The sequence below is a fragment of the Paenibacillus sp. 01T431 genome, assembly GCF_056398625.1.
Window position 1 is genome coordinate 1 of the sequence record NZ_JBFTPT010000003.1, and the last position, 20,661, is coordinate 20,661.

The window sequence follows — 20,661 nt, forward strand, 5'->3', positions numbered from 1 at the left end:
GAAGGGTGGTTGCCCGCGAAAGAGAGCATTAAGCGCATATATGTTCTTACAGAGCAAAAAGTAACATTCATAAGTGTCTGTAAGAACCAATAGGTTCTTACAGAGCTAGAGTGCAGCTGGGTTACCCGCGAAAGWGWGCATTAAGCGCATATGTGTTCTTACAGAGCAAAAAGTAACATTCATAAGYGTMTGTAAGAACCAATAGGTTCTTACAGAGCATGAGTGCAGCCGGGTTACTCATAAAAGAGTGCATTAAGCGCATATGTGTTCTTATAGAGCAAAAAGTAACATTCATAAGTGTCTGTAAGAACCAATAGGTTCTTACAGAGCTCGAGTGCAGCCGGGTTACTCACAAAAGAGAGCATTAAGCGCATATATGTTCTTACAGAGCAAAAAGTAACATTCATAAGTGTCTGTAAGAACCAATAGGTTCTTACAGAGCATGAGTGCAGCCGGGTTACTCACAAAAGAGTGCATTAAGCGCATATGTGTTCTTACAGAGCAAAAAGTAACATTCGTATTACACCCCGTAAAGCTGACGATATACCGTAGGTGTCATCCCCTCATGGGCCATAAATCTTTTGTTGAAGTAGCTGACGCTCGGATAGCCGGCATCACTAGCAATTTGTCCGATATTAACATCCTTGCGCTCCAGAAGCCATTGCTTCGCCATTTGAAGCCGGCAGCGTGTAATAAAGTCCATCGGCGTCATTTCCATCACATTTCGGAACAATTTGCAAAAATAGTAGGGGCTAACTCCTGCTTTTTCAGCCCATTGCTCGAGTATGAACGGCTCAGCCGCTTCCTGCTGCATTAAAGGGAGCAGCTTTAAGATGCGGTTGCCGGACGTACTAGCTTTGCTGCCGGATATCGGCACAGCTTGCTCGATGAACACGGCGAGTATGGCATACATGAGAGCAGAAAGCTTGGTCGGATGCAGCATGCGAGACTTTTCTGCCTCGACCAGCAAATCCTCATGCACCTGTTCCCAAGCGGTTGGCTGACGAATTGTCCAGAGCTGGCTTTTGTGAAAACCTCGTTCGATCATATAGTCCTGAAGCCCACTCCCATAAAAATGAACCCACCTTATATCCCACGGATCATCCTTGCTGCTGTAGTAATGCTGTCTCTGCAAGGGGAAATAAAGAACAGCTTCACCAGCCTCGAGGGTGTGCACCTCGCCATCCCACTCCACATAACCCTTTCCAGAAACAACGTAATGAATATTAAAGTTATTGAGCGCTCCCGCCATACGAAGCGTGTAATGATCAGGCTCATTCCAGTAATTCCCGACAGATTCAGGTAAACAGAAAAAAGGATTATTTGGCAGCGTAAGCAGATGTATTTGTCTTTGTATGTTGCTCACCTCAATGACAATATTGTTTTAACTTATAACAAAATAATATCATTTTATTTTTTGGTTATCTACTTTAAACTAGAGGCAAGCACAATGAAATCGTTTGATACTAATTTGTACCTCACGATTTAGGTGCAGCGCTCTGAACTGATGGTGTAGCTAGTTTCAGCTTGTAATCGCAATATAATAATAAAATAATGGTTGAGGTGACGATGGAGTGACGACGAAGAAACTAAAATGGGGCATCATGGGCTGCGCTGGAATTGCGAAAGGCGCAGTAATACCTGGCCTTCATCTTTCGGAATTAAATGAGGTAGCGGCTATTGCTAGCCGTGACGTGGACAAGGCAAAGAAGACGGCAGAAGAGCTGAATATCCCGACTGCTTACGGCAGTTATGAAGAATTGCTTGCGGATGCTTCTATTGACGTTATATACATTCCACTCCCAAATCATTTGCATAGAGAGTGGACGATCCGGGCTGCTGAAGCAGGGAAACATATTTTGTGCGAGAAGCCGCTTGCTTTGACTGCACAAGAAGCAGCTGAAATGTCTGAAGCTGCTGCGAAAGCAGGCGTGTTATTGTCCGAAGCTTTTATGTACCGCTATCACCCTCGATACGACATGATCAAGAAAGTGATCGCAGATGGGGAAATTGGCGACATTCGCGGCATTCGCAGCGCGTTCACCTTCAACAATGCAGGACATAAAGAAAACGTGAGATACCGCAAGGAGTGGGGAGGCGGCTCGATTTACGATGTAGGCTGTTATCCAATTAATGCTGCTCGCTTGCTGCTTGGCAAAGAACCTGAAGCCGTTACCGTTCAGGCTTTGTTCTCACCAGAGCATGATCATGTCGATATGATGGCCTCTGGATTAATCGAGTTTGAAGGTGCGGTTTCACTGACGTTTGATTGCGGCATGTGGGCAGCATTCCGCAACCCGCTTGAGGTGCTAGGTACAGAGGGTATTATCGAAGTGCCTTCCGCATTTGTGACTGGCGCGCCGGGCAGCGGTAATTTCTTCGTCGATGCAAAAGGAGAGCGCCGTGAAGTTGAGGTGCCGCATGTAAACGCCTACACTTTGCAGGCCGATCATATGGCAAATGCCATTAACGGTGTATCAGAGCTTCAGTTCGGCAGCGCTGATGGGGTTAACAACATGAAAGTAATCGATGCTTGCCTGCTTTCTGCTCATGAGCATACACGAATTAAAATATAACGAACCCATAATTAAGGAGGCAAAACAACGATGGAATATATTCAAATTGAAGGTTCACCCAAGCAGGTATCTCGCTTAATGAAGGGGTCGGATTATTTCTATAACGATTCCTACGAGAAAGCAGCAACTAATCTGGACGCTTTTCTAGCAATTGGAGGCAATTCAATTGACACAGCCCACATTTATTGCGGCGGGGAAAGCGAGGAAGTGATTGGCCGCTACATGCAGGAACGCGGCAATCGGGAGCAATTGGTTATTTTGACAAAGGGCGCACATCATGATCATACGGGTTCGCGTGTGAGCAAAGAGGCTATTGCTCATGATTTGGAGATTAGCTTAAAGCGTCTTCAGACCGACTATATCGACCTTTATGCACTGCATCGGGATGATCCGGCAGTACCAGCAGCAGAGGTTATCGATATTCTTAATGAGCATGTCAAAGCAGGAACTGTTCGAGCGATTGGCGTATCAAACTGGACATGGCAGCGTATTAAGGAAGCGAATGAATACGCAGCTGCAAATGGACTTGTCGGTTTTTCATTCAGCAGTCCGAACCTTAGCCTTGCGAAAGCTAATGAACCGTTCTGGCATGGCTGCGTATCTGCTGATGAGGAAACGTGCGCATGGCATGAGGAAGAGCAATTCCCGCTGCTTTCGTGGTCATCGCAGGCAAGAGGATTTTTCACAGGTAGATTTACTCCCGAAGTGAGAGATAATGAGGATCTTGTACGTGTGTTCTATAGCGATGAGAATTGGGAGCGTCTGGCACGTGCAAAGCAGCTGGCAGCTGAGAAAAACGTTACTGCTATCCAGATCGCGCTAGCATACGTGCTAAACCAACCGTTTCCGACTTGTGCCTTGATTGGCGCACAATCAGCGGAAGAGCTTCATTCCTGTGATGCAGGGTCGCTCATTTCGCTCACCAAGGAAGAGATGGATTGGCTTGATTTAGCCGTACAAAAGGTATAATGATCACTTCCTAATTAAATGGATGGAACCTTAAGGACAAAGCTACTCGTTAGGAGCGGCTTTGTCCTTTTTGTATGTTCGTGGGCTTACGCCATAACTTTTGCGAAACAAAGCAGCAAAATGATTGTAATTGTTAAAGCCGACATCAAGCGCAGCTTCGGTTGCCGAACGGCCCATATGCTCCATGAGAAGAGCCGCTTGCTGAAGCCGCAGATGATTCAGATGCTCGACCACGCTCGTTCCAGTCTCCTGCTTGAATAGATGGGATAGCCGCGAGAGAGATAAACCAACCGACCGAGCCAACTCTTCAATGCGTATCGGCTGCTCCATATGCTGTGATAAATACTGCAGGGCAAGCTCGATGCGAGGATCCAGTCGTTTATCTAGCTGCTGCGCTGTGAGCAATATCACTTGGCGCAGTGCATTCTCGCATAACATTTGCCAGAAGCTTGCCCGCTCTCTCGAATCACTCAATATATGATCGAAGGTGAGTTGTACTCTACTTCTCATATTGCCGTCTGGAATCGTGATGACGATGCTTTCATCCTTTGGCAAATAGTCGATTTCAGGTAGTTTCTGAAAATGTGCCCAATAAAAGTGCCAGCTGCTTCCCGCAATCGTCCCATACTCGTGGGGAATGCCAGCGCGCAGCAGCCCGATTTGTCCTTTGCGGCAGCGCCTCTCTCCAGCGGGTGTGCGTAAATAGCCTTCACCCTCTAAGGTATAAAAGATAAGCCAATCGCTTATTCCGTTTGGCCTGCGATAACGATAGGAGTCGGATTCATCAAATAGACCACTTAGAAACACACCGCCATGTGCTTCTGTTTCAGCTTCTTTTCTATGATTTGGAAGCATGCCAAACTCCTCCTTCATTTTCAAAATAGCATAATACAAGTAGTTTTCAGCAGTAATCATTCTTCCTTAAAAATAGCGAAACCACTATGATTATGTCAAGAGCAATGATTAATTCAGTGAAGGAGCGTTATGCGATGACAGAAGCATTGATTGCACTAACAGAAGAGCAGGTTAATCAATTTCGTACTGAGGGCTACATTGTGATAAAAGGTCTTTTCTCTCAGGAAGACATTCGCACGATAGAGGATACTTTCGAGGAAATGAGCCATAAAGCAGTGCCGGGTTATTTTGAGCCTGATCTGTCAGGGGAGACAGATGATCCGTTAAAGCGTTATCCGCGGGTCATGCATCCGCATCGCTTTAATGAGACGTCCAAAAAATATTTGCTCCATAAGCCGGTCATGGACGTATTAGCCGATCTTTATGGTGAAGAAGCGCTTGCAGCCCAAAGCATGTTTTATTACAAGCCGCCAGGCTCACGCGGTCAAGCGCTGCATCAGGACAATTTTTATTTGCAGGTGGAGCCAGGCAATTGTATCGCAGCTTGGACGGCGATCGATGCGGCAAATGAGGAGAACGGCAGCTTGCTTGTCGTTCCGAAGACGAGCGAGCATGAAATTAGCTGTCCTGAAATTGCGGATTCAACGGAATCGTTCACTTCCCATTTCGTTAAGCCGCCTAAGGATCACAAGGCGATGCCGGTAATTATGGATAAAGGCGACGTGCTATTTTTCAACGGGAACTTGATTCATGGGTCGTATAGAAACAAAACAAAGGATCAATTCCGCAGAGCCTTCATCTGTCATTATGCGAATGCATCAGCAACTCATATTAGCGATCATTATCGCCCTTTGTTTAGACAGGATGGCACTGCCGTTGATTTGGAAATTAATCCGGACGGAGGACCATGCGGAGTTGAATTTGATATGGCCTATCCGCACTAATTAATGATGAAAACAGAAAATAAATTGTTGGTTGAAATGTCCTGGTGGGGTATGAGCGGGTTGCAAGGAACAGCGGGGCATGCGCAAGATATGGAAGGGAAATTCAAGCTAATAGCAGAGAATGGCTTCGACGGCATTAACGCCTTTGTTCCGGCACCTGAGGAAAGCAGCTTATGGAAGGAGCTTCTCCATAAATACAACATGTCATTTAGTGTAAATGCATATCCTTCTTCACTAAACGAGATGTCTCAGTTTTTGGAAAAAGCAGCAGCATTCGAAAACATCGGCTACATCAATGCACAGGTGATGACGCCTTTCCTCATTGGCGATTCCGCCATTGAACTGCTATCTGGAATTGATGCACTGTCGAGGCAGGCGGGCATCCCGGTTTATGTAGAGACGCACCGAGGTACGATTACACAGGATCTCATCCGAACGCGGCAATATTTGCAGTCGCTGCCGGAACTGAGGCTTACGATTGACTATTCACATTATGTCGTAGCTGGTGAGCTTCATACGATTTCGGATGAGGCGGAGCAGATGCTGCAAAGCTTGCTGCCAAACACGCACAGTATTCATACCCGTATATCAAATGGCGAGCAAATACAGATCGACCCGGGGGAAGCTGGCAATCATCCGATGGTACCCCATTTCTCCAGATGGTGGGGCAGTGCAATGAGACACTGGCTTACTGGACAAAGAAAAGAGAATGATTCATTCCCTATCGTCGTTGAGCTGGGTCCTCCATCGTATGCGATTACGTCAGATGAGGCTGGTTCTCGGCAATCGGAGATTAGTGACCGCTGGTCGCAGTCCCTTTATTTGAAGCAACTTGTGAGGCAGCTTTGGCAAAAGGAGATCCAATAATTGAAACCCCGATTTGAACCATCATGGTTCAAATCGGGGTTTATTTGTTTCTTTGTTTCACTCGTCATCCCCAATCACAGCAACTATTAATGAATTGGATAGAGCCTCGCCAGTGTAGCTTTGCCAACTTACCTCATAGGAAAATTTCGCTTTGACATAACCTACGATTTCATCAGAAACGATTGCGTCAGTAACGATAGCAGAATAAATGATTTCAAGTGTTGCTCCGGGTAGTACATTCCCAAGCTGCCATGTTTGATTGCCGTCATAATCAATGGGGTTTAGTCGAGCTTCATCTACACGGAACGTTTTTGGCAATAAATCCACGCCAAATGGAAACTCGCTTGTAAATGAAACGAAAGCTGGCAAGTTTCCATTATTCATAAGCGTTGAAACGATGGTTATTGTATCGCTATACTCCACAATAGGTGGAGTGACCTTTGCTGTAAGCTGAATGATAGGCGCAGCCACTTCTGTTATTGCAGCATTTGAGCTCGCGGAATTGCTAACTACTCTTCCGTCTGAGAGCCGAAAAGTGTAGACAACCGATGCAGTGTTCGTTAATGGTGCAACAGTGGCAAGTTGTAAAGGGATTTGGGCATCAAAGGTTATCATGTTTTGTGATTGCCCGAGCAGCGTACCGAGATTAATGCCATCTTCAATAAACACGCCTGGCATCGAATGGTTATTCAACTTCAGGCTATTTGGTATAAAGACTGCACCAGCAGACAAAACGTCATCCATCACGGCATCAACGGCAACATTACTGGCATTCTCAATGTAGATCGTGTAATGCAAGACATCACCTGGGACAGCAATAGGCTGATCTACTTGCTTATTAACGCTGATCTCAGGCTGGATAAGGATAACGGCGACCTCATTTGAATGCGTATAATCCGGCGTGCCGGAAACTTGATAACGAACGATCGCTTTGCTGATAGATATAGAGGCGGCATCCTCCGTCGTTTGCGCGCGATAGGTGATAACGATGGTTGATTGTGGTCTAATAGTGCCGAGCGGGATACCTGCATTCGGATCAGCGCTTGGTGAAATAACAGCATTGATTGTCACGCTGCCGGGCACAAAAAGGATGCCGAGAGGCAGATCGAAGGAAGCGACTGCCTCTCGGAGACTAAGATTGCCGTCATTAACAATCGTAAGTTCATAGGTTACATGCTCTGAGACAAAGGTTTGTTCGGTGCTTGCGTTAAGTCGAGCAGATAGCGATACCTCATTAACAGGTGTAACGAGCGTGTTCGAGTTGGTAATACTCGTGACAATTCGCCCTTCTGCTGTTCGAAATTCGGCATCTGCCTGCGCTTGGTTAACTAGCTGAAGGCTGCTTGGAATGGAAACGACAATGAGTTGAAATATGATTTGAGCTTGCGTTTGCGGCATCATATTTCCAATTGCAATACCGTTGCTTGGGTTAGCGCCAGGCATGGGTGTTCCGTTCAATATTACGCTGTTCGCGACAAATGAAGTTCCTTCCGGCAGCTTGTCGGTAAGTGTGACGCTGCCGGCAGTGTTTCCCGTGTTCGTTGCCGTGATATTGTAGGTTATCGTACTGCCAAGAGTAACCTCGCTTTCATAGGCTTTTTTCTCGAGTACGATACGTGTCCCTATTAAAGCGGTATTGACCGTGTTGGAGTAGGTCACCAGCTCTGCGCTTCCTGAGGCAAACTGAACAAGCGATTGATTTTGAACCATTGGATTACCGCCAGGAAGCGGGCTCATAGTGTAACAACCAGCACATTGAATGTAACGGTTGAGCTGCCTCCAGCAGCAATGGTGCCAATGGTAATGCCATTATTCGGATTAGCTGTTGGCCGCGGAGAACCATCTACAGTGACACTGCCCGTCGTAAACGTTGTTCCTGCTGGGGTAGGGTCGATGAGTATGACGTTATTGACGGATTCAATGCCATTGTTGGACACCGTTATGGTATAGGTAATGGTATCGCCTACAACAGCGTCAATGGAAGATGCGCTCTTCACGACAGACACATTTGGAGAAGACACAGGAATGGACAATACATTCGATAAAATAGTTCCGGTCAGCACACGGCCATCCGGCGGTACGTAGGAGAAATTGGCTGTTGCTTGGTTCACGAGCAGCTGCGGTGAAGGAAGTGCATCTACTGTTACCTGCAGTGAAATCAGGATGCTAACGGATGCGCCAGGCGAGACGGTGCCAACGGGAACACCAGTCGCCGGATTAGCGCCAGGCTGCGGAACACCATTGATTAGTACACTATTTGGCACAAAGGCGGCACCAGCTGGAATCGTATCAAATACGGAAGCCTGCACGGCAATATTGCCCGTATTCGTGATGGTTAGTGAATAAGTTACTGTGTCTCCGACAGTCGCATTTGCGGTATCGGCAGATTTGCCAAGTGCAAGAATAGGCTGATAAATCGGTGTAACGAGCGTATTGGAAAATGTATTTCCTGAAAAAGCACCCGAAGTAAAGCTTACGGTAGCTCTATTGCTGAGCGTACCGGAATCTGAAAGTGACGTTACTAGTACGTTGAAATCAACTAACACGGTAACGCTAGGCGCGATCAACCCGACTAAGATGCCAAGGGACGGGTTAGCTGCTGGTCTAGGAACACCATCAATTAAGACGCTTCCAGCCTGAAAGGATGATCCAGGGGACAAGGGATCGACCACCAGCACATTATTAATATTCTCAATGCCGTTGTTCGTAACTGCAATTCGATAGGTTATCGTATCGCCTACGACCGCATCGGTAACAGTGGTGCTCTTCACAACGGCAACATTAGGTGCAGATACAGGAATAGACAAGGCGTTTGTACTAAATGAGCCGCCTAAGGTGCGGCCATCAGGCAGCAAGAAGCTGTAGGTAGCGGACGCTTGGTTCACAAGCTGCTGATTTTGCGGAAGCGCATTGATGACTACCGAAAAAGTGACACTTGCCGTAGTTGTGACACTGCCAAGCGATATTCCTGCTGCGGGATCTGCACCTGGCACGAGCTGGCCATTTACGATGACGCTGTTCTGGACAAGACTTGTGCCAGCTGGAATCGTATCCGTTAAGGTAACGTCACCGGGATAATTGCCGGTATTTTGAATTGCAATCGTATAGACAACGGTGTCGCCAATCGTCGCATTGCTGGTGTTTCCACTTTTGGTTCCCGTTAGTATTGGCTGATAGACAGGAATGATCACTGTGTTCGAGAAAGTGACGCCCGAGAATACACCTGATGTAAAGCTGACAGATGAACGATTGCTAAGCTGTCCAGAAGCGGGTAAAGAAATGACGGATACGTTGAAGGATACTACAACGGTATTGCCTTGCACGATCGTTCCTATAGCTACACCTGTTGCGGGGTTGGCCGTTGGTCTTGGCACTCCGTCTACCAATACGCTGCCTGGAACTAAAGCACTTCCGACCGGCAATGGGTCTGTAAAAATAATATTATTTACCGCTGCGATGCCGCTATTGAGAATGTTTATAGAATAGGTGACGATATCGCCAATTGCTACGGCTGTTGAAGTTGTGCTTTTGACAACACTGACATTAGGTGCAGATACAGAAATTACAACGGTGTTGGAGCTTGCGCTGCCGCTAAGCGGGCGGCCGCTTGGCAGAACAAATGCAAAGTTCGCAAGAGCTTGGTTTGAAAGCTGCTGCGGATTCGGCAGGGAATCAATGATGACAGAGAAGGTGACGGACACTGTTGTATTAGGAGCAACAGCACCAATGTTGATGCCTGTTACAGGGTCAGCACCTGGCTGAGGCTGCCCTCCGACTAAGACACTGTTGGGCTCGAAGATTGCACCGAGCGGGATATTGTCAGTCAATGTTACATTCCCAGCATAATTTCCTGTATTGCTGACGTCGATTCGGTAGCTAACGGTGTCCCCAAGTGTGGCGTTAATAGAATTTGCACTTTTAACGAGTGAGATTACGGGCTGATAGACAGGGGTATTAACGACGTTGGACATCGTCATGCCCGAGAATACACCGGATGTAAAGGTAATATTTGCTTGGTTTCCAATTTGCCCGGAGACGGGAATAGAAGTAACGCTCAACTTGAACGACACGGTTACCGTATTGGATGAAGGAATTAATCCAAGGGCAATTCCCGATGCAGGCACACCAGGTGCAGGATTGCCATTTATCGTCAAGCTGCCAGCAACGAATGTTGCTCCGTCCGGCACAGGATCCGTAAGTACAACATTATTGATCGATTCAATGCCGCTGTTTGTTACGGCTACTGAATAAGTAATGATGTCTCCAAGCGCAGCATCGACCGTCGTTGTGCTTTTGACGACCGCAACGTTAGGTGCAGAAACGGGAACAGATAATACGTTTGATTGTGTGGAGCCATTCAGCAGCCTGCCATCTGGCGGCGTAAATGTATAAGCTCCTATGGCTTGATTCACCAGTACCTGCGGGCTTGGAAGTGTTGTAATTACTGTCGAATAGGTAACGGTTATCGGCACACCAGGCAAAACGCTTCCCACACTAATGCCGGTTACAGGCGATTCTCCAGGATGCGGAACTCCGCCAACGACGACGCTGTTTGGCGCAAACGTTGTTCCAGTCGGAAGTGCATCCGTTAACGTGAGTATTCCTGCAAGATTCCCAGTATTGCTTACAACTACAGTATAAGTAACGGTGTCTCCAAGCGTAGCATTGCTTGTATTCGCGCTTAATTGCAAAGATATTTGCGGCTGAGTTACAGGCGTTGTTGTCGTATTCGACGAGGATGAAGCTGAGAATGCACCCGATGTAAAACTAACGGTTGATTGATTCGTTATTTGCGTTGGGACTGCCATCGTTACTCTCACCTCAAAAGTTACGGTAGCCGAACCGCCAGGGGCGAGGGTACCGATTGGGATACCGGTGGATGGAGATGAATCCGCCCGGGGAGTGCCGTTAATGAACACGCTATTGCTAATAAAGGCAATATTATCGGCTAAAGGATCGTTAACTACGACATGGTTTACAGGAGCAATACCGTTGTTGGTTACAATGGAGGTATAGGTAAAGGTATCGCCTACAACGACGGAAGTTGGTGCTGCAGATTTCACTAAAGTTACGTTTGGCAGTGACACAGGTATTGATACGATATTAGAAGCCGATGCACCATTTAATTGACGGCCGTCCGGCAGTGAGTAATTGTAGGGTGCACTTGCTTGGTTGACGAGAAATTGAGGTGAAGGCAGTGTTGCAACCGTCACGACAAAGCTGATTTCTGTCATGCTCCCAGGCAGTACATTTCCGATGGGTATCCCGGTTACAGGATTTAATCCGGGAAAGGGTACGGAATTTATGAGCACGCTGTTTATATCGAAAACAGCGCCGGCTGGGATATTATCCGTTACGTTTACTGTAGCGCCAATATTGCCGCTGTTTTGGACTCTTAATGTATAAGTATAAGTGTCGCCTATCGTTGCATTTTGAGTGCTTGCAAACTTAACTATAGAAATGATGGGCTGGTACACCGGAATTTGAATCGTTTCGGATAACGATGATCCTGTAAATGAGCCTGATGTATAGCTGATGGCCGCGCGATTAGATATGACAGCGGGATCGGGCAGCGATGTTACCTGTGCCTGAAATACGATAGTAACGCTGGCAGATGGATTAATGGTACCGATAGAAATGCCGACATTCGGGTTTGCAGCTGTTGCGGCCCCGTTAATTGTTGCGCTTCCAGCAATGAAAGCTGCGCTGCTGGTCAACGTGTCGGAGATGTTGACATTTGTAACAGGTACGACACTGTTATTCACAGCGATAATGGTAAACGTCAAAATGTCACCTACAGCAGCTGCGGTAGCGTTGACAGCTTTGGTAATTGTGACATTCGGTGCTTGGGCAGTGAGCGTGATCGTATTGGAGCTGCTGCTTCCACTTAAGTTTCTGCCACTAGGCAACTGATAGGTATATAAGCCTGAGGCTTGATTGACTAAAGTTGGCGGCGACGGAAGCGAGCTTAACAAGATCTGAAATGAAACGCTGGATACGCCGGAAGCTGGCAAAGCGCCAAGTGAAATGCCTGTAACGGGACTGCTGCCGGGAAGTGCTGTTCCATTAACGATGACACTGTTTGGCACAAAGGATGAGCCGGTTGGGATATTATCCGTTAAGGTCACTTGGGCAGCAATATTTCCACTGTTTTTTACGCTGAATGAATAGGTTATTGTACCTCCAACAGTAGCGTTCGTAGGCGTACCGTTTTTTGTAATGCTGATGATGGGTTGATATACAGGCGTTGTCACGCTGCCAGACAGTGAGAGACCTGTGAAAACGCCAGAGCTGTAGGATACCGAAGCCTGATTAACCAATGTACCTGAGCTTGGAATAGCAGTCGCGCGAATTGCAAAAGTAACGGTGACAGAGTTGCTTGGCGCAATGGTTCCTAAACTGATGCCGCTCGCGGGATTTGCTGTTGGTTTGGATACGCCAGCTACAATTACGCTCCCAGAGGTGAATTCCGCTCCAACAGGAATGGTGTCTCCCAATGTGACATTGGTGACGGATTCGATGCCGCTGTTCGTGACGACTAAGGAATAGGTTAATGTTTCACCTACAGCGATGTCGGTTAAGCTAGCGCTCTTCGTGACAACAACATTTGGAAGTCTTACAGGAACTGTAACCGTATTTGAAGCTAAAGAGCCGGGAAAGATTCTCCCATCAGGTATTTGATACGTATAGGTGGCTGATGCCTGATTCACAAGCTGAGGTGGAGATGGCAAAACATTTACTTGCACTTGAAACGTGATCGTTGACGATCCCCCAGCTGCAATCGTTCCTATGGCTACTCCCGCTGATGGATTCGCACCTGCTACAACGACTCCGTTGACACGGAAGCTATTCGGTATAAAAGATGTTCCCGCAGGTATATTGTCCGTCAGGTTGACAATGGCTGCTGAACTGCCGGTATTCGCAACGAGCAGTGTGTAGACTACTTGATTACCAACCGTTGCGTTCTGTGTGTTCGCACTTTTTACAATAGATAAATTAGGGGCATAAACAGGGATAGTGACAGTATTTGATGGAATAACACCTGTAATATTGGGACCGCCTGCTATGCTTTGAAACGTAAAGGCCGCATTGGCGGTGCTTGAAAGCTGAGCGGTGCTTGGCAAGGAGGTTACGGTAGCTTTATAAGTAACGGTGATGGAGGTTGCTAGGTTTAATGAGCCTAGCGGCGCTCCGGTTCTTATGTCGAATGTCGGTTTCGAGACACCGCCTACAACGACGCTGCCTGGTACGAACGTAACGCCAGCAGGCAATGTATCGGTTAAGACGATACTGGCTGCGTTTGCTGTCCCTGAGTTGCTGACCGTGACCGTAAAGGTGATGATGTCGCCGATGGTAGGCCCTGTTGCATTCTCGCTTAGCGTTACATTGATAACGGGCGCATTAATATTGACTTGGATGGCATTCGCGTTAAGTACATAAGCATCCCCAGAGGTTGTAAGTGACAAAACGGCTGAGCTCTGGTTGTTCGTCAGCCTAGCGGAAATATCAACATTCGTAATATCCCAGCCTTGTCGACCGCCAATGATGTTCGTACCGGGTGTGCCATTTGTTTGATTGCGGTCCCCGAAAGTTCCAGTTGTGTTTAATGCACCGGAATCATTGTTAATTTGTGAAGCGAAAAAATTGTTAGCGAAATTGTTCGTGCCAGATAGAGCTACCAAGCTAGCTGTCGTCGGGCCGAACAACGCTTGATCACCTGTTCGGTTTGCATCTCCTTCCTGAGCGCTAAACAACGCCCTGCCGCCTAAGGCTCCTGAGATCGGCGTGGCAAATCCGGTTATTGTCGTGTTGACCGCTGCCGAAGTGCTTTGAACCAAGATAGCTCCAACCCGCAGCGACATGTTGCGAAACGGAAGTGAAGGATTCTGATAAATGACGGCGAGGGTCCAGCCAGCATGGTTAGCAGTTGAATCGCCGGGAATAACAATCGTTCCGACTACGCCGCCTGTTATATAGGTACCCGCACCTGCCGCCAGCACAAGCGAGGTGACATTGGCTGAACGAGTATAGCCAAGTGCGCCTCCTCCCAAATCGAACGTATTGCTTGTTGCTGCATCAGGAGTGATGCTTGAGGTTCCGAGCGGTGTAATGAACGTAACGGGATTGTTAATGGCTGCGGTTAGATTAACGGTTCCATTGACATAAGTGCCGCCCCAAATAAGCTCTGCATAAAGAACAGTGCTTCCAGTGGGGAGAATGAGAACGGCGGCAGAACTATTCTCCAAATAGTTGCTCGTTGTTCCAAGCGGGTACGTGCCGTACCGAGCTGCTGTATTCGTAGTGCTGAAAGCGCCTATACTATCGGAAGTACCAGGGGTTCCAGCTACTTCTGAGCGGCTGAGACCCAGCGTATTCCCTGTAAATGTAATGGCGCCGGTTGCGTTTAATGTTGATCGGACGACCAGAGGTATCGTATTCACCCCCTTCAAAAGCTAATTTTCTTGTAAATATGAATGTATTGCTTAGTTTATGAGACTTTAGCCACTATTTTGTTTGTCTTCTTAAAATATAGTTTTTGCGCTTTGTTGCGCTGGTTTAATATCGTCCAAGAATAGAGTCTAATTTCGTCCAATTAAACGCTTTCATTTACAAGATATAATGATAAAAACGCTTTCAAAAAGTGAGGTTTGCGGTGATGAGAGAGAAACAGATACAATGGTTTGCAAGCACGGAAACCAAGCGATGGTTCAATAAAACGATAGAGGAAGCCGGTAATGGAAACACTAATCTGACATTCTCAGGTGAGAGCTTTCAACGGTTAGAAGGGTTTGGAGGCTGCTTTAACGAGCTTGGTTATGCTGCTCTGCAGCATCTGCCGGAGGAAGAACGCAGTCAAGTGATGCATGCGCTCTTTCATCCCGAAGGCGAGCATAAATTCAGTATTTGCAGGCTTCCGATTGGCGCTAGCGATTATGCACTGGAATGGTATAGCTTAAACGAAACAGACGGAGACTTAAGTATGGAGCATTTCTCCATTGCCCGTGATCAACAACATTTGATTCCTTATATTAAGGAAGCGCTAAAACTCAATTCTGAATTGAAACTGTTTGCCTCTCCGTGGAGCCCTCCGACCTGGATGAAATTTCCAAAGGCGTACAATTACGGCACACTGCGCTGGGAGAAAGAAATTTTAGAAGCGTATGCGCTCTATTTCGTAAAGTTTGTTGAGGCATACAAGGCAGAAGGCATTACGATTCACCAGGTTCATGTTCAAAATGAGGTGGTTGCGGATCAGAAGTTTCCTTCCTGCGTATGGACGGGCGAGCAGCTTCGTGAATTTATACGTGATTATTTGGGACCTGCCTTCGAGAGGCACGGACTCGATACAGAAATATGGCTGGGCACAATTAATGCGCCGGAGGCATGGGATGAATGGCTGAAGAAGAAGGCAACTGATTTTGATGCGTATGCCAATACGGTGCTAAGCGACCCTGAAGCTTATAAATATGTGAAGGGCGTAGGCTATCAATGGGCAGGCAAGCATGCTTTGCAGCGTACCGTTCAAAGCTATCCTGAGCTTCGTTATATGCAAACGGAAAATGAATGCGGTGACGGTGAAAACAGTTGGTTCTATGCAAGATATGTGTTTAATCTCTATCATCATTATTTTACGAATGGCGTGAACGCTTATATTTACTGGAACATGGTGCTGGAACCAAAAGGCCGCAGCACATGGGGCTGGGAGCAAAATGCGATGCTGACCGTAGACAAGGAAAAGCAGCTTGCCATTCGTAATCCCGAGTATTATGTGATGAAGCATTTTGCCCACTTCACTTCGCCTGATGATCGAAGAATAGGGCTGAAAGGTCCATGGTCAGGCAATGCAATTGCTTTCGAGAAGCCGGACGGCACACGCATCATCGTCTTAACGAATCCATTCAATGAAAAAAGGGAGCTGCGTTTGTCCATCGGCTCCAAACACCAGCTGCTTGAGCTGGAACCCGAATCCTTTCATACAATTGTCATTCCATGTGGATGATGAAAGCATATAAACTAACGCCAGCAATCGAGGGGGCGTTAGTTTTTTGCACACAATAGCTAGAAGAGAAGCGGGAGGCGAGAGAGCAAATGTTGGCCAAGCTAATCCGTTTACTGACAGAACCCTTCCGTCGTAGTATTCGGAATAAATTGATTTTTACGATGATTTTTTTATCCGTCATTCCGATTATAGCGGTTACTGCCTTAGCAGCCGAAAACAACCGAAAGTCGATGGAAGCGGAAGTAATCGGAACGAATTTATCCAATATGAAGTGGACTGGCGTCTACTTGGGCGAGCAGTTCTCGCAATTGAACAATCTCGTATATTCCGTACTCATCAGCCCTCATCTTAGTGATTATTTGGCAAGCACAGAGGGTTCACTGCTCATTAACCAATTTGCCGCTCAAAAAAATATTATGGATACACTGAGCAATTTGTTTTATTCCGCAGGAAATCATGTCATCGGCGTCGAGCTGTTTTTGAAAGAACCGCGAAAATTGTTTACCATAAGCGGAAATCAATATGATTTGGAAACTTCGCCTGCTATCCCTTCTCCTTATAAGCAGCTATTTGAGGAAAATAAAGATTTTCTTATTCAATCCAATAATGGGGATGAAGGTCACTTTCAATTGATTCGGAGCATTAACCGTTTTGAGAATCGGGAGAAGCTAGGCGGTATCTCGCTTAAAATTCGCTGGTCGATGCTTGATCAGACGCTTGATTTGATAGGCCGCGGCAAGGATCATCAGGTTCTGATCGCGAGCGAAGATGGAAATGTGCTTTATCAACGTTTCGGAGAGCGCCCCTCGGATAACATTATGCTGCGGATCAAGGAAACAACAGCGGATCAAGGTTATTTCCGCATGTCGAAGGCGTACGTCTTCTATAACACGATTGATCCCGTAGGCTTGAAGCTGATTACGATTATCCCGACCAGCTTTATTAATAAGAGCGCGCAATCGACGATGCGATTTGGCCTTATCGTAGGCGCAATTTCTATCGTGCTGTCGATTGTGATTGCTATTTTGTTAGCTTGGCGGACGGCTACGCCAATTGTTACGCTCGCAAGATCGATGCAGGGCCTTGGCATCATCAAGGAAACGGAGCTGCCTCAAAGCAACCGCGTAGATGAGATCGGCTTGCTTGAAACGAAGCTTTACAACATGTCATACCGCATTAGAGAGCATATTATAACGGAATACAGCATCAATCTGGAGAAAAAAACCGCCGAGCTTAAAGCGCTCCAAGCGCAAATCAATCCGCATTTTTTGCAAAATACACTTCAAATGATCGGCAGTATGCTCTTTACGAAAAAACCTGCGGAGAGCTACGAAATCATTCGATCGCTTAGCGATATGTTTCGATATGTCATTCGCGATCCGAACGATCTCGCCTACTTAAAAGCAGAAATCGATCATCTAAACAATTATATGCTTATCCAGAAGCAGCGTTTTTACTCCAAGCTTACCTATCACACGGAAATGGACGAGTCTATGATGCTTTCTCCCATTCCGAAGCTGACGCTTCAGCCGATTGTTGAAAATGCTTTTTTCCATGGACTAGAAAATAAATCAGGTCATTGGGAGCTTAGCGTGAGCGTTGTGCGTGAGCATGATAAAGTTCGAATTCGAATCCGTGACAATGGCGTCGGCATACGCGAGGATAAGCTTGCCGACCTGCAAAAGCGGCTTCACCAACATAGCGGACAGGTTTGGACGCACGGCAATCGTATCGGCATTCAAAATGTAGCGTCCCGCATACAAATGCATTTTGGCCCAGACTATGGGATTACGATTGAAAGCGAGTTAGGAGCGGGAACGACGGTCACCGTCTCTATTCCAATAGCAGGGGGAGATCAGCATGCTTAAAGTATTCATTGTGGATGATGAGAGCTGGGCAAGAGACATCATAAAAGCGTTCGGAGAATGGGAGTGCCTCGGCATGGAAATTGTAGGAGAAGCAGAGGACGGTACGGAAGCGCTTCGAATGATGGAGGTTTTGCAGCCTCATATTGTCATTACTGACATGCGGATGCCCGGAACAGATGGCGCTGCGCTGCTGCAGCAGCTTAATGATCAATTTCCAGCAATCAAGACAATTGTCGTCAGTGGGTATGATGATTTTCAATATGCCAAACATGCGCTTCGCTTCAAGGCGATGGATTATCTGCTTAAGCCAGTTGATCCGAAAGAGCTTAATACGGCGCTGCAAAATTGCAAAAGCGGGCTTGAAGCTGCTCAAATGGAGCGTGGAACATTATCACTTGATCTTGATATTTCGTATACATTGGCATCGTATAAGAAGCTTTTAAAGCTGCGTTTCAATGAGCTGAATACAGATGGCGTTAAGACAACACTAGATCAAATGATGAAGGAGCTTGAACAGAGCGGTATTACGAAAGCGGTCATGCTGGAGCAGGTCGTACAAGAGCTGCTACTGCTGCTTAAGGAATTAATGAATGCTAATTCACAAGACAGCGACTCGCTGCATGCGCCGTATGGGCATGAGATCACCCAGTCAGGCGAGAATACAGCTGCTTTTCTTACCCATCATTATGTGACTACACTAGAGCAGCTTATTCAGCAGCGGAAGTTCAAAAACAAATTGAATCTGGATGAAGTCAGGCTGTATATGGAGAAACATTATACGGAGCCGGTTACGCTGGAGCAGCTCGCTAGAGCTTTTTTTGTGAGCAAGGAATATTTGAGCAAAGTGTTCAAGCAGGAATATGGACGCAATGTCACGGATTATATGCTGCACCTGCGCATGGTGAAGGCGAAAGAGTGGCTGATGGATGAGAGCATTCCCATTAAAGCGATTGCGGAAATGGCGGGCTACGAGGATATCACCTATTTTTATCGTGTGTTCAAGAAGCATTTTGGCATCGCGCCAGGTGAGATGAGGAAGAGCAGCGAGGTTTAAAAATGTCCAACGAAAGAGTCTAATTCTGTCCAATTAAACGCTTTCATTTTTTAGATACAATGAAAGCGTAAACAAAACAAGCTTCTGGGAGGTCAAATGAGATGAAAAAAATAGTTAAAGGCTTACTCGTTACGATGCTCGCGACAACACTGTTAGCTGGCTGCGGCAGCAATACAAATAATGCTGGCAGCACAGATGGGGCAGCAAGCGGCGGCGGTGAAGCTAAGAGCGTAAAGCTGAAAATGTTCATTGCTCAGCCTCGTTTTAAAGAGCATTACGATAAATATATTGCTGACTTCGTAGCGAAAGAAAAAGCAGAGAAAAACATCGACGTGTCGGTACAGCTCGAAATGCCGACAGCCGATAATGCGGCGCAAATTTTGAAGACGCGCCTTGCCTCCAACGATGCACCTGATATTTTCGCGCTTCATGCCATTAACGAAATTCCTTCTTACTACAAAGCAGGTTACTTAGAGGATTTATCCGATCAGCCTTTTGTCGGCAAGCTGCTGGAGAGCGTTAAACCTTCGGTTACAACGACAGATGGTAAAGTCGTAGCCGTTCCGCTGGAAACATTGTCATGGGGCTACTTGTACAACAAAAAGATCTTTACGGATCTCGGCATTACGCCTCCAAAAACGTTGACAGAAATGAAAGCGGTTGTCGAGAAGCTTAAAGCGAATAAGGTAACGCCTTTTGTGCTTTCATATAAGGAAGCTTGGATTCCACAGCTCGTGCTGCCGCTTGCTGCAGGCGCACTTATCAATACGGAGGACGCTGACTTCATCGAACGGATGAATAAGGATGAAGGCTCCTTCACAGAGCTAAAAGCAATGTTCGACATCTTTGATCTTATCAATGCGAACGGAACGGAAAAAGCGACAGAAGTGGGCGGCGATGATGGCGCAGCAGCGTTTGCGGCAGGCAAAGGCGCAATGTGGCTGCAAGGGCCGTGGTATGCAGAAACGATTCTTAAATCCAATCCGGATCTTGATTTTGGTGTAGCACCGCTGCCAATCAATGACAATCCAGATGCGACACTTATTAACCTTAGCGCTTCGACTTCTCTAGCTGTTTCTAAGAGCACAAAGAACAAGGAAGTCGCGCTGGATTTCATCAACTATATTCTGGATGACACTGCTTCAAATGCTTTCTTCCAAGCGCTTAAATTCAACCCAATCTCCACCGTGCATACGTATGAGAGCTATCCATGGGTAAATGATGCAACAGCTTATGTGAAAGAAGGCAAATCTTATCAAGACCCAGCTATTCCTCAATCCGTGAAGGATGAAGTGGGCAAAGGGCTGCAAGCGTATTATGCCGGTCAATTATCGCAGGATGATGTACTCAAAGCACTCGATAAAGCTTGGAAATCGTACAACAAGGTAAATAAATAAACCACACATGCTCGGGATGAAGGGGAGACAAGGAGATTCTGCTTCGCTTCATCCCGATTTTAAAAAATAAGAAAGTATATCTTTTTCTCATACTTATCTTATATTTCACCGTCAAAGCTACTCAGCGTCTA

General features: G+C 46.7%; 12 protein-coding genes. 8 read left to right on the top strand and 4 right to left on the bottom strand.

Features of this window, described 5'->3' with window-relative positions; genetic code table 11:
• Positions 1-520: 520 nt before the first annotated feature.
• A complete protein-coding gene (locus tag AC1DM9_RS05130; protein ID WP_076270881.1) occupies positions 521-1,357 on the bottom strand; it encodes a helix-turn-helix transcriptional regulator in 837 nt (278 codons plus the stop codon).
• Positions 1,358-1,604: 247 nt separating this feature from the next.
• Here AC1DM9_RS05130 and AC1DM9_RS05135 point away from each other — a divergent pair, with 247 nt between their 5' ends.
• On the top strand, positions 1,605-2,576 hold the full coding sequence (locus AC1DM9_RS05135) for a Gfo/Idh/MocA family protein (protein WP_179089919.1): 972 nt from the start codon (positions 1,605-1,607) through the stop codon (positions 2,574-2,576).
• Positions 2,577-2,606: 30 nt separating this feature from the next.
• Positions 2,607-3,545, top strand: a complete 939-nt coding sequence (locus tag AC1DM9_RS05140; RefSeq protein ID WP_441881754.1) for an aldo/keto reductase — start codon at positions 2,607-2,609, stop codon at positions 3,543-3,545.
• A gap of 42 nt (positions 3,546-3,587) precedes the next feature.
• On the opposite strand, the gene AC1DM9_RS05145 is transcribed toward AC1DM9_RS05140, so the two are convergent.
• Positions 3,588-4,400, bottom strand: a complete 813-nt coding sequence (locus AC1DM9_RS05145; protein ID WP_477578905.1) for a helix-turn-helix domain-containing protein — start codon at positions 4,398-4,400, stop codon at positions 3,588-3,590.
• Positions 4,401-4,534: 134 nt separating this feature from the next.
• Between AC1DM9_RS05145 and AC1DM9_RS05150 the strand changes: the two genes are divergently transcribed.
• Together AC1DM9_RS05150 and AC1DM9_RS05155 are read left to right on the top strand one after the other, a co-directional pair.
• Positions 4,535-5,344 carry a phytanoyl-CoA dioxygenase family protein gene (locus tag AC1DM9_RS05150; protein ID WP_477579303.1) on the top strand — a complete coding sequence of 270 codons (810 nt, stop codon included), beginning with the start codon at positions 4,535-4,537 and terminating at the stop codon, positions 5,342-5,344.
• 3 nt (positions 5,345-5,347) lie between these two features.
• The gene (locus tag AC1DM9_RS05155; protein ID WP_477578907.1) at positions 5,348-6,211 is read left to right on the top strand and encodes a sugar phosphate isomerase/epimerase family protein; all 864 of its coding nucleotides are present in this window, start codon (positions 5,348-5,350) and stop codon (positions 6,209-6,211) included.
• A 57-nt stretch (positions 6,212-6,268) separates the two neighbouring features.
• Here AC1DM9_RS05155 and AC1DM9_RS05160 read toward each other — a convergent pair whose 3' ends face one another.
• Together AC1DM9_RS05160 and AC1DM9_RS05165 are read right to left on the bottom strand one after the other, a co-directional pair.
• Positions 6,269-7,948 carry a hypothetical protein gene (locus AC1DM9_RS05160; RefSeq protein WP_477578909.1) on the bottom strand — a complete coding sequence of 560 codons (1,680 nt, stop codon included), beginning with the start codon at positions 7,946-7,948 and terminating at the stop codon, positions 6,269-6,271.
• Positions 7,945-14,652 (bottom strand): DUF7507 domain-containing protein, encoded by a 6,708-nt coding sequence (locus tag AC1DM9_RS05165; protein WP_477578911.1) that lies wholly within the window; start codon positions 14,650-14,652, stop codon positions 7,945-7,947. Before AC1DM9_RS05165 ends, AC1DM9_RS05160 begins: the two co-directional genes overlap by 4 nt.
• A gap of 215 nt (positions 14,653-14,867) precedes the next feature.
• Between AC1DM9_RS05165 and AC1DM9_RS05170 the strand changes: the two genes are divergently transcribed.
• The 4 genes from AC1DM9_RS05170 to AC1DM9_RS05185 all read left to right on the top strand — a co-directional run bounded on the left by AC1DM9_RS05170 (position 14,868) and on the right by AC1DM9_RS05185 (position 20,530).
• Positions 14,868-16,211 (top strand): glycoside hydrolase family 30 protein, encoded by a 1,344-nt coding sequence (locus AC1DM9_RS05170; RefSeq protein ID WP_477578913.1) that lies wholly within the window; start codon positions 14,868-14,870, stop codon positions 16,209-16,211.
• Between the two features lie 89 nt (positions 16,212-16,300).
• Positions 16,301-18,079, top strand: a complete 1,779-nt coding sequence (locus AC1DM9_RS05175) for a sensor histidine kinase (protein ID WP_477578915.1) — start codon at positions 16,301-16,303, stop codon at positions 18,077-18,079.
• Positions 18,072-19,133 carry a response regulator transcription factor gene (locus tag AC1DM9_RS05180; protein ID WP_477549958.1) on the top strand — a complete coding sequence of 354 codons (1,062 nt, stop codon included), beginning with the start codon at positions 18,072-18,074 and terminating at the stop codon, positions 19,131-19,133. The genes AC1DM9_RS05175 and AC1DM9_RS05180 overlap by 8 nt, the downstream gene beginning before the upstream one ends.
• 101 nt (positions 19,134-19,234) lie before the next feature.
• Positions 19,235-20,530: an ABC transporter substrate-binding protein gene (locus AC1DM9_RS05185; protein WP_477549959.1), complete on the top strand. Its 1,296-nt coding sequence runs from the start codon at positions 19,235-19,237 to the stop codon at positions 20,528-20,530.
• The last annotated feature ends 131 nt before the right edge of the window (positions 20,531-20,661 follow it).

Bases quoted from the DNA above. Each gene is read 5' to 3' on its own strand.
- AC1DM9_RS05140 (WP_441881754.1), top strand. From the start codon at position 2,607: ATGGAATATATTCAAATTGAAGGTTCACCCAAGCAGGTATCTCGCTTA.
- AC1DM9_RS05160 (WP_477578909.1), bottom strand. From the start codon at position 7,948: ATGAGCCCGCTTCCTGGCGGTAATCCAATGGTTCAAAATCAATCGCTT.
- AC1DM9_RS05185 (WP_477549959.1), top strand. From the start codon at position 19,235: ATGAAAAAAATAGTTAAAGGCTTACTCGTTACGATGCTCGCGACAACA.
- AC1DM9_RS05170 (WP_477578913.1), top strand. From the start codon at position 14,868: ATGAGAGAGAAACAGATACAATGGTTTGCAAGCACGGAAACCAAGCGA.
- AC1DM9_RS05135 (WP_179089919.1), top strand. From the start codon at position 1,605: ATGGGCTGCGCTGGAATTGCGAAAGGCGCAGTAATACCTGGCCTTCAT.
- AC1DM9_RS05150 (WP_477579303.1), top strand. From the start codon at position 4,535: ATGACAGAAGCATTGATTGCACTAACAGAAGAGCAGGTTAATCAATTT.
- AC1DM9_RS05180 (WP_477549958.1), top strand. From the start codon at position 18,072: ATGCTTAAAGTATTCATTGTGGATGATGAGAGCTGGGCAAGAGACATC.
- AC1DM9_RS05155 (WP_477578907.1), top strand. From the start codon at position 5,348: ATGATGAAAACAGAAAATAAATTGTTGGTTGAAATGTCCTGGTGGGGT.
- AC1DM9_RS05145 (WP_477578905.1), bottom strand. From the start codon at position 4,400: ATGCTTCCAAATCATAGAAAAGAAGCTGAAACAGAAGCACATGGCGGT.
- AC1DM9_RS05175 (WP_477578915.1), top strand. From the start codon at position 16,301: ATGTTGGCCAAGCTAATCCGTTTACTGACAGAACCCTTCCGTCGTAGT.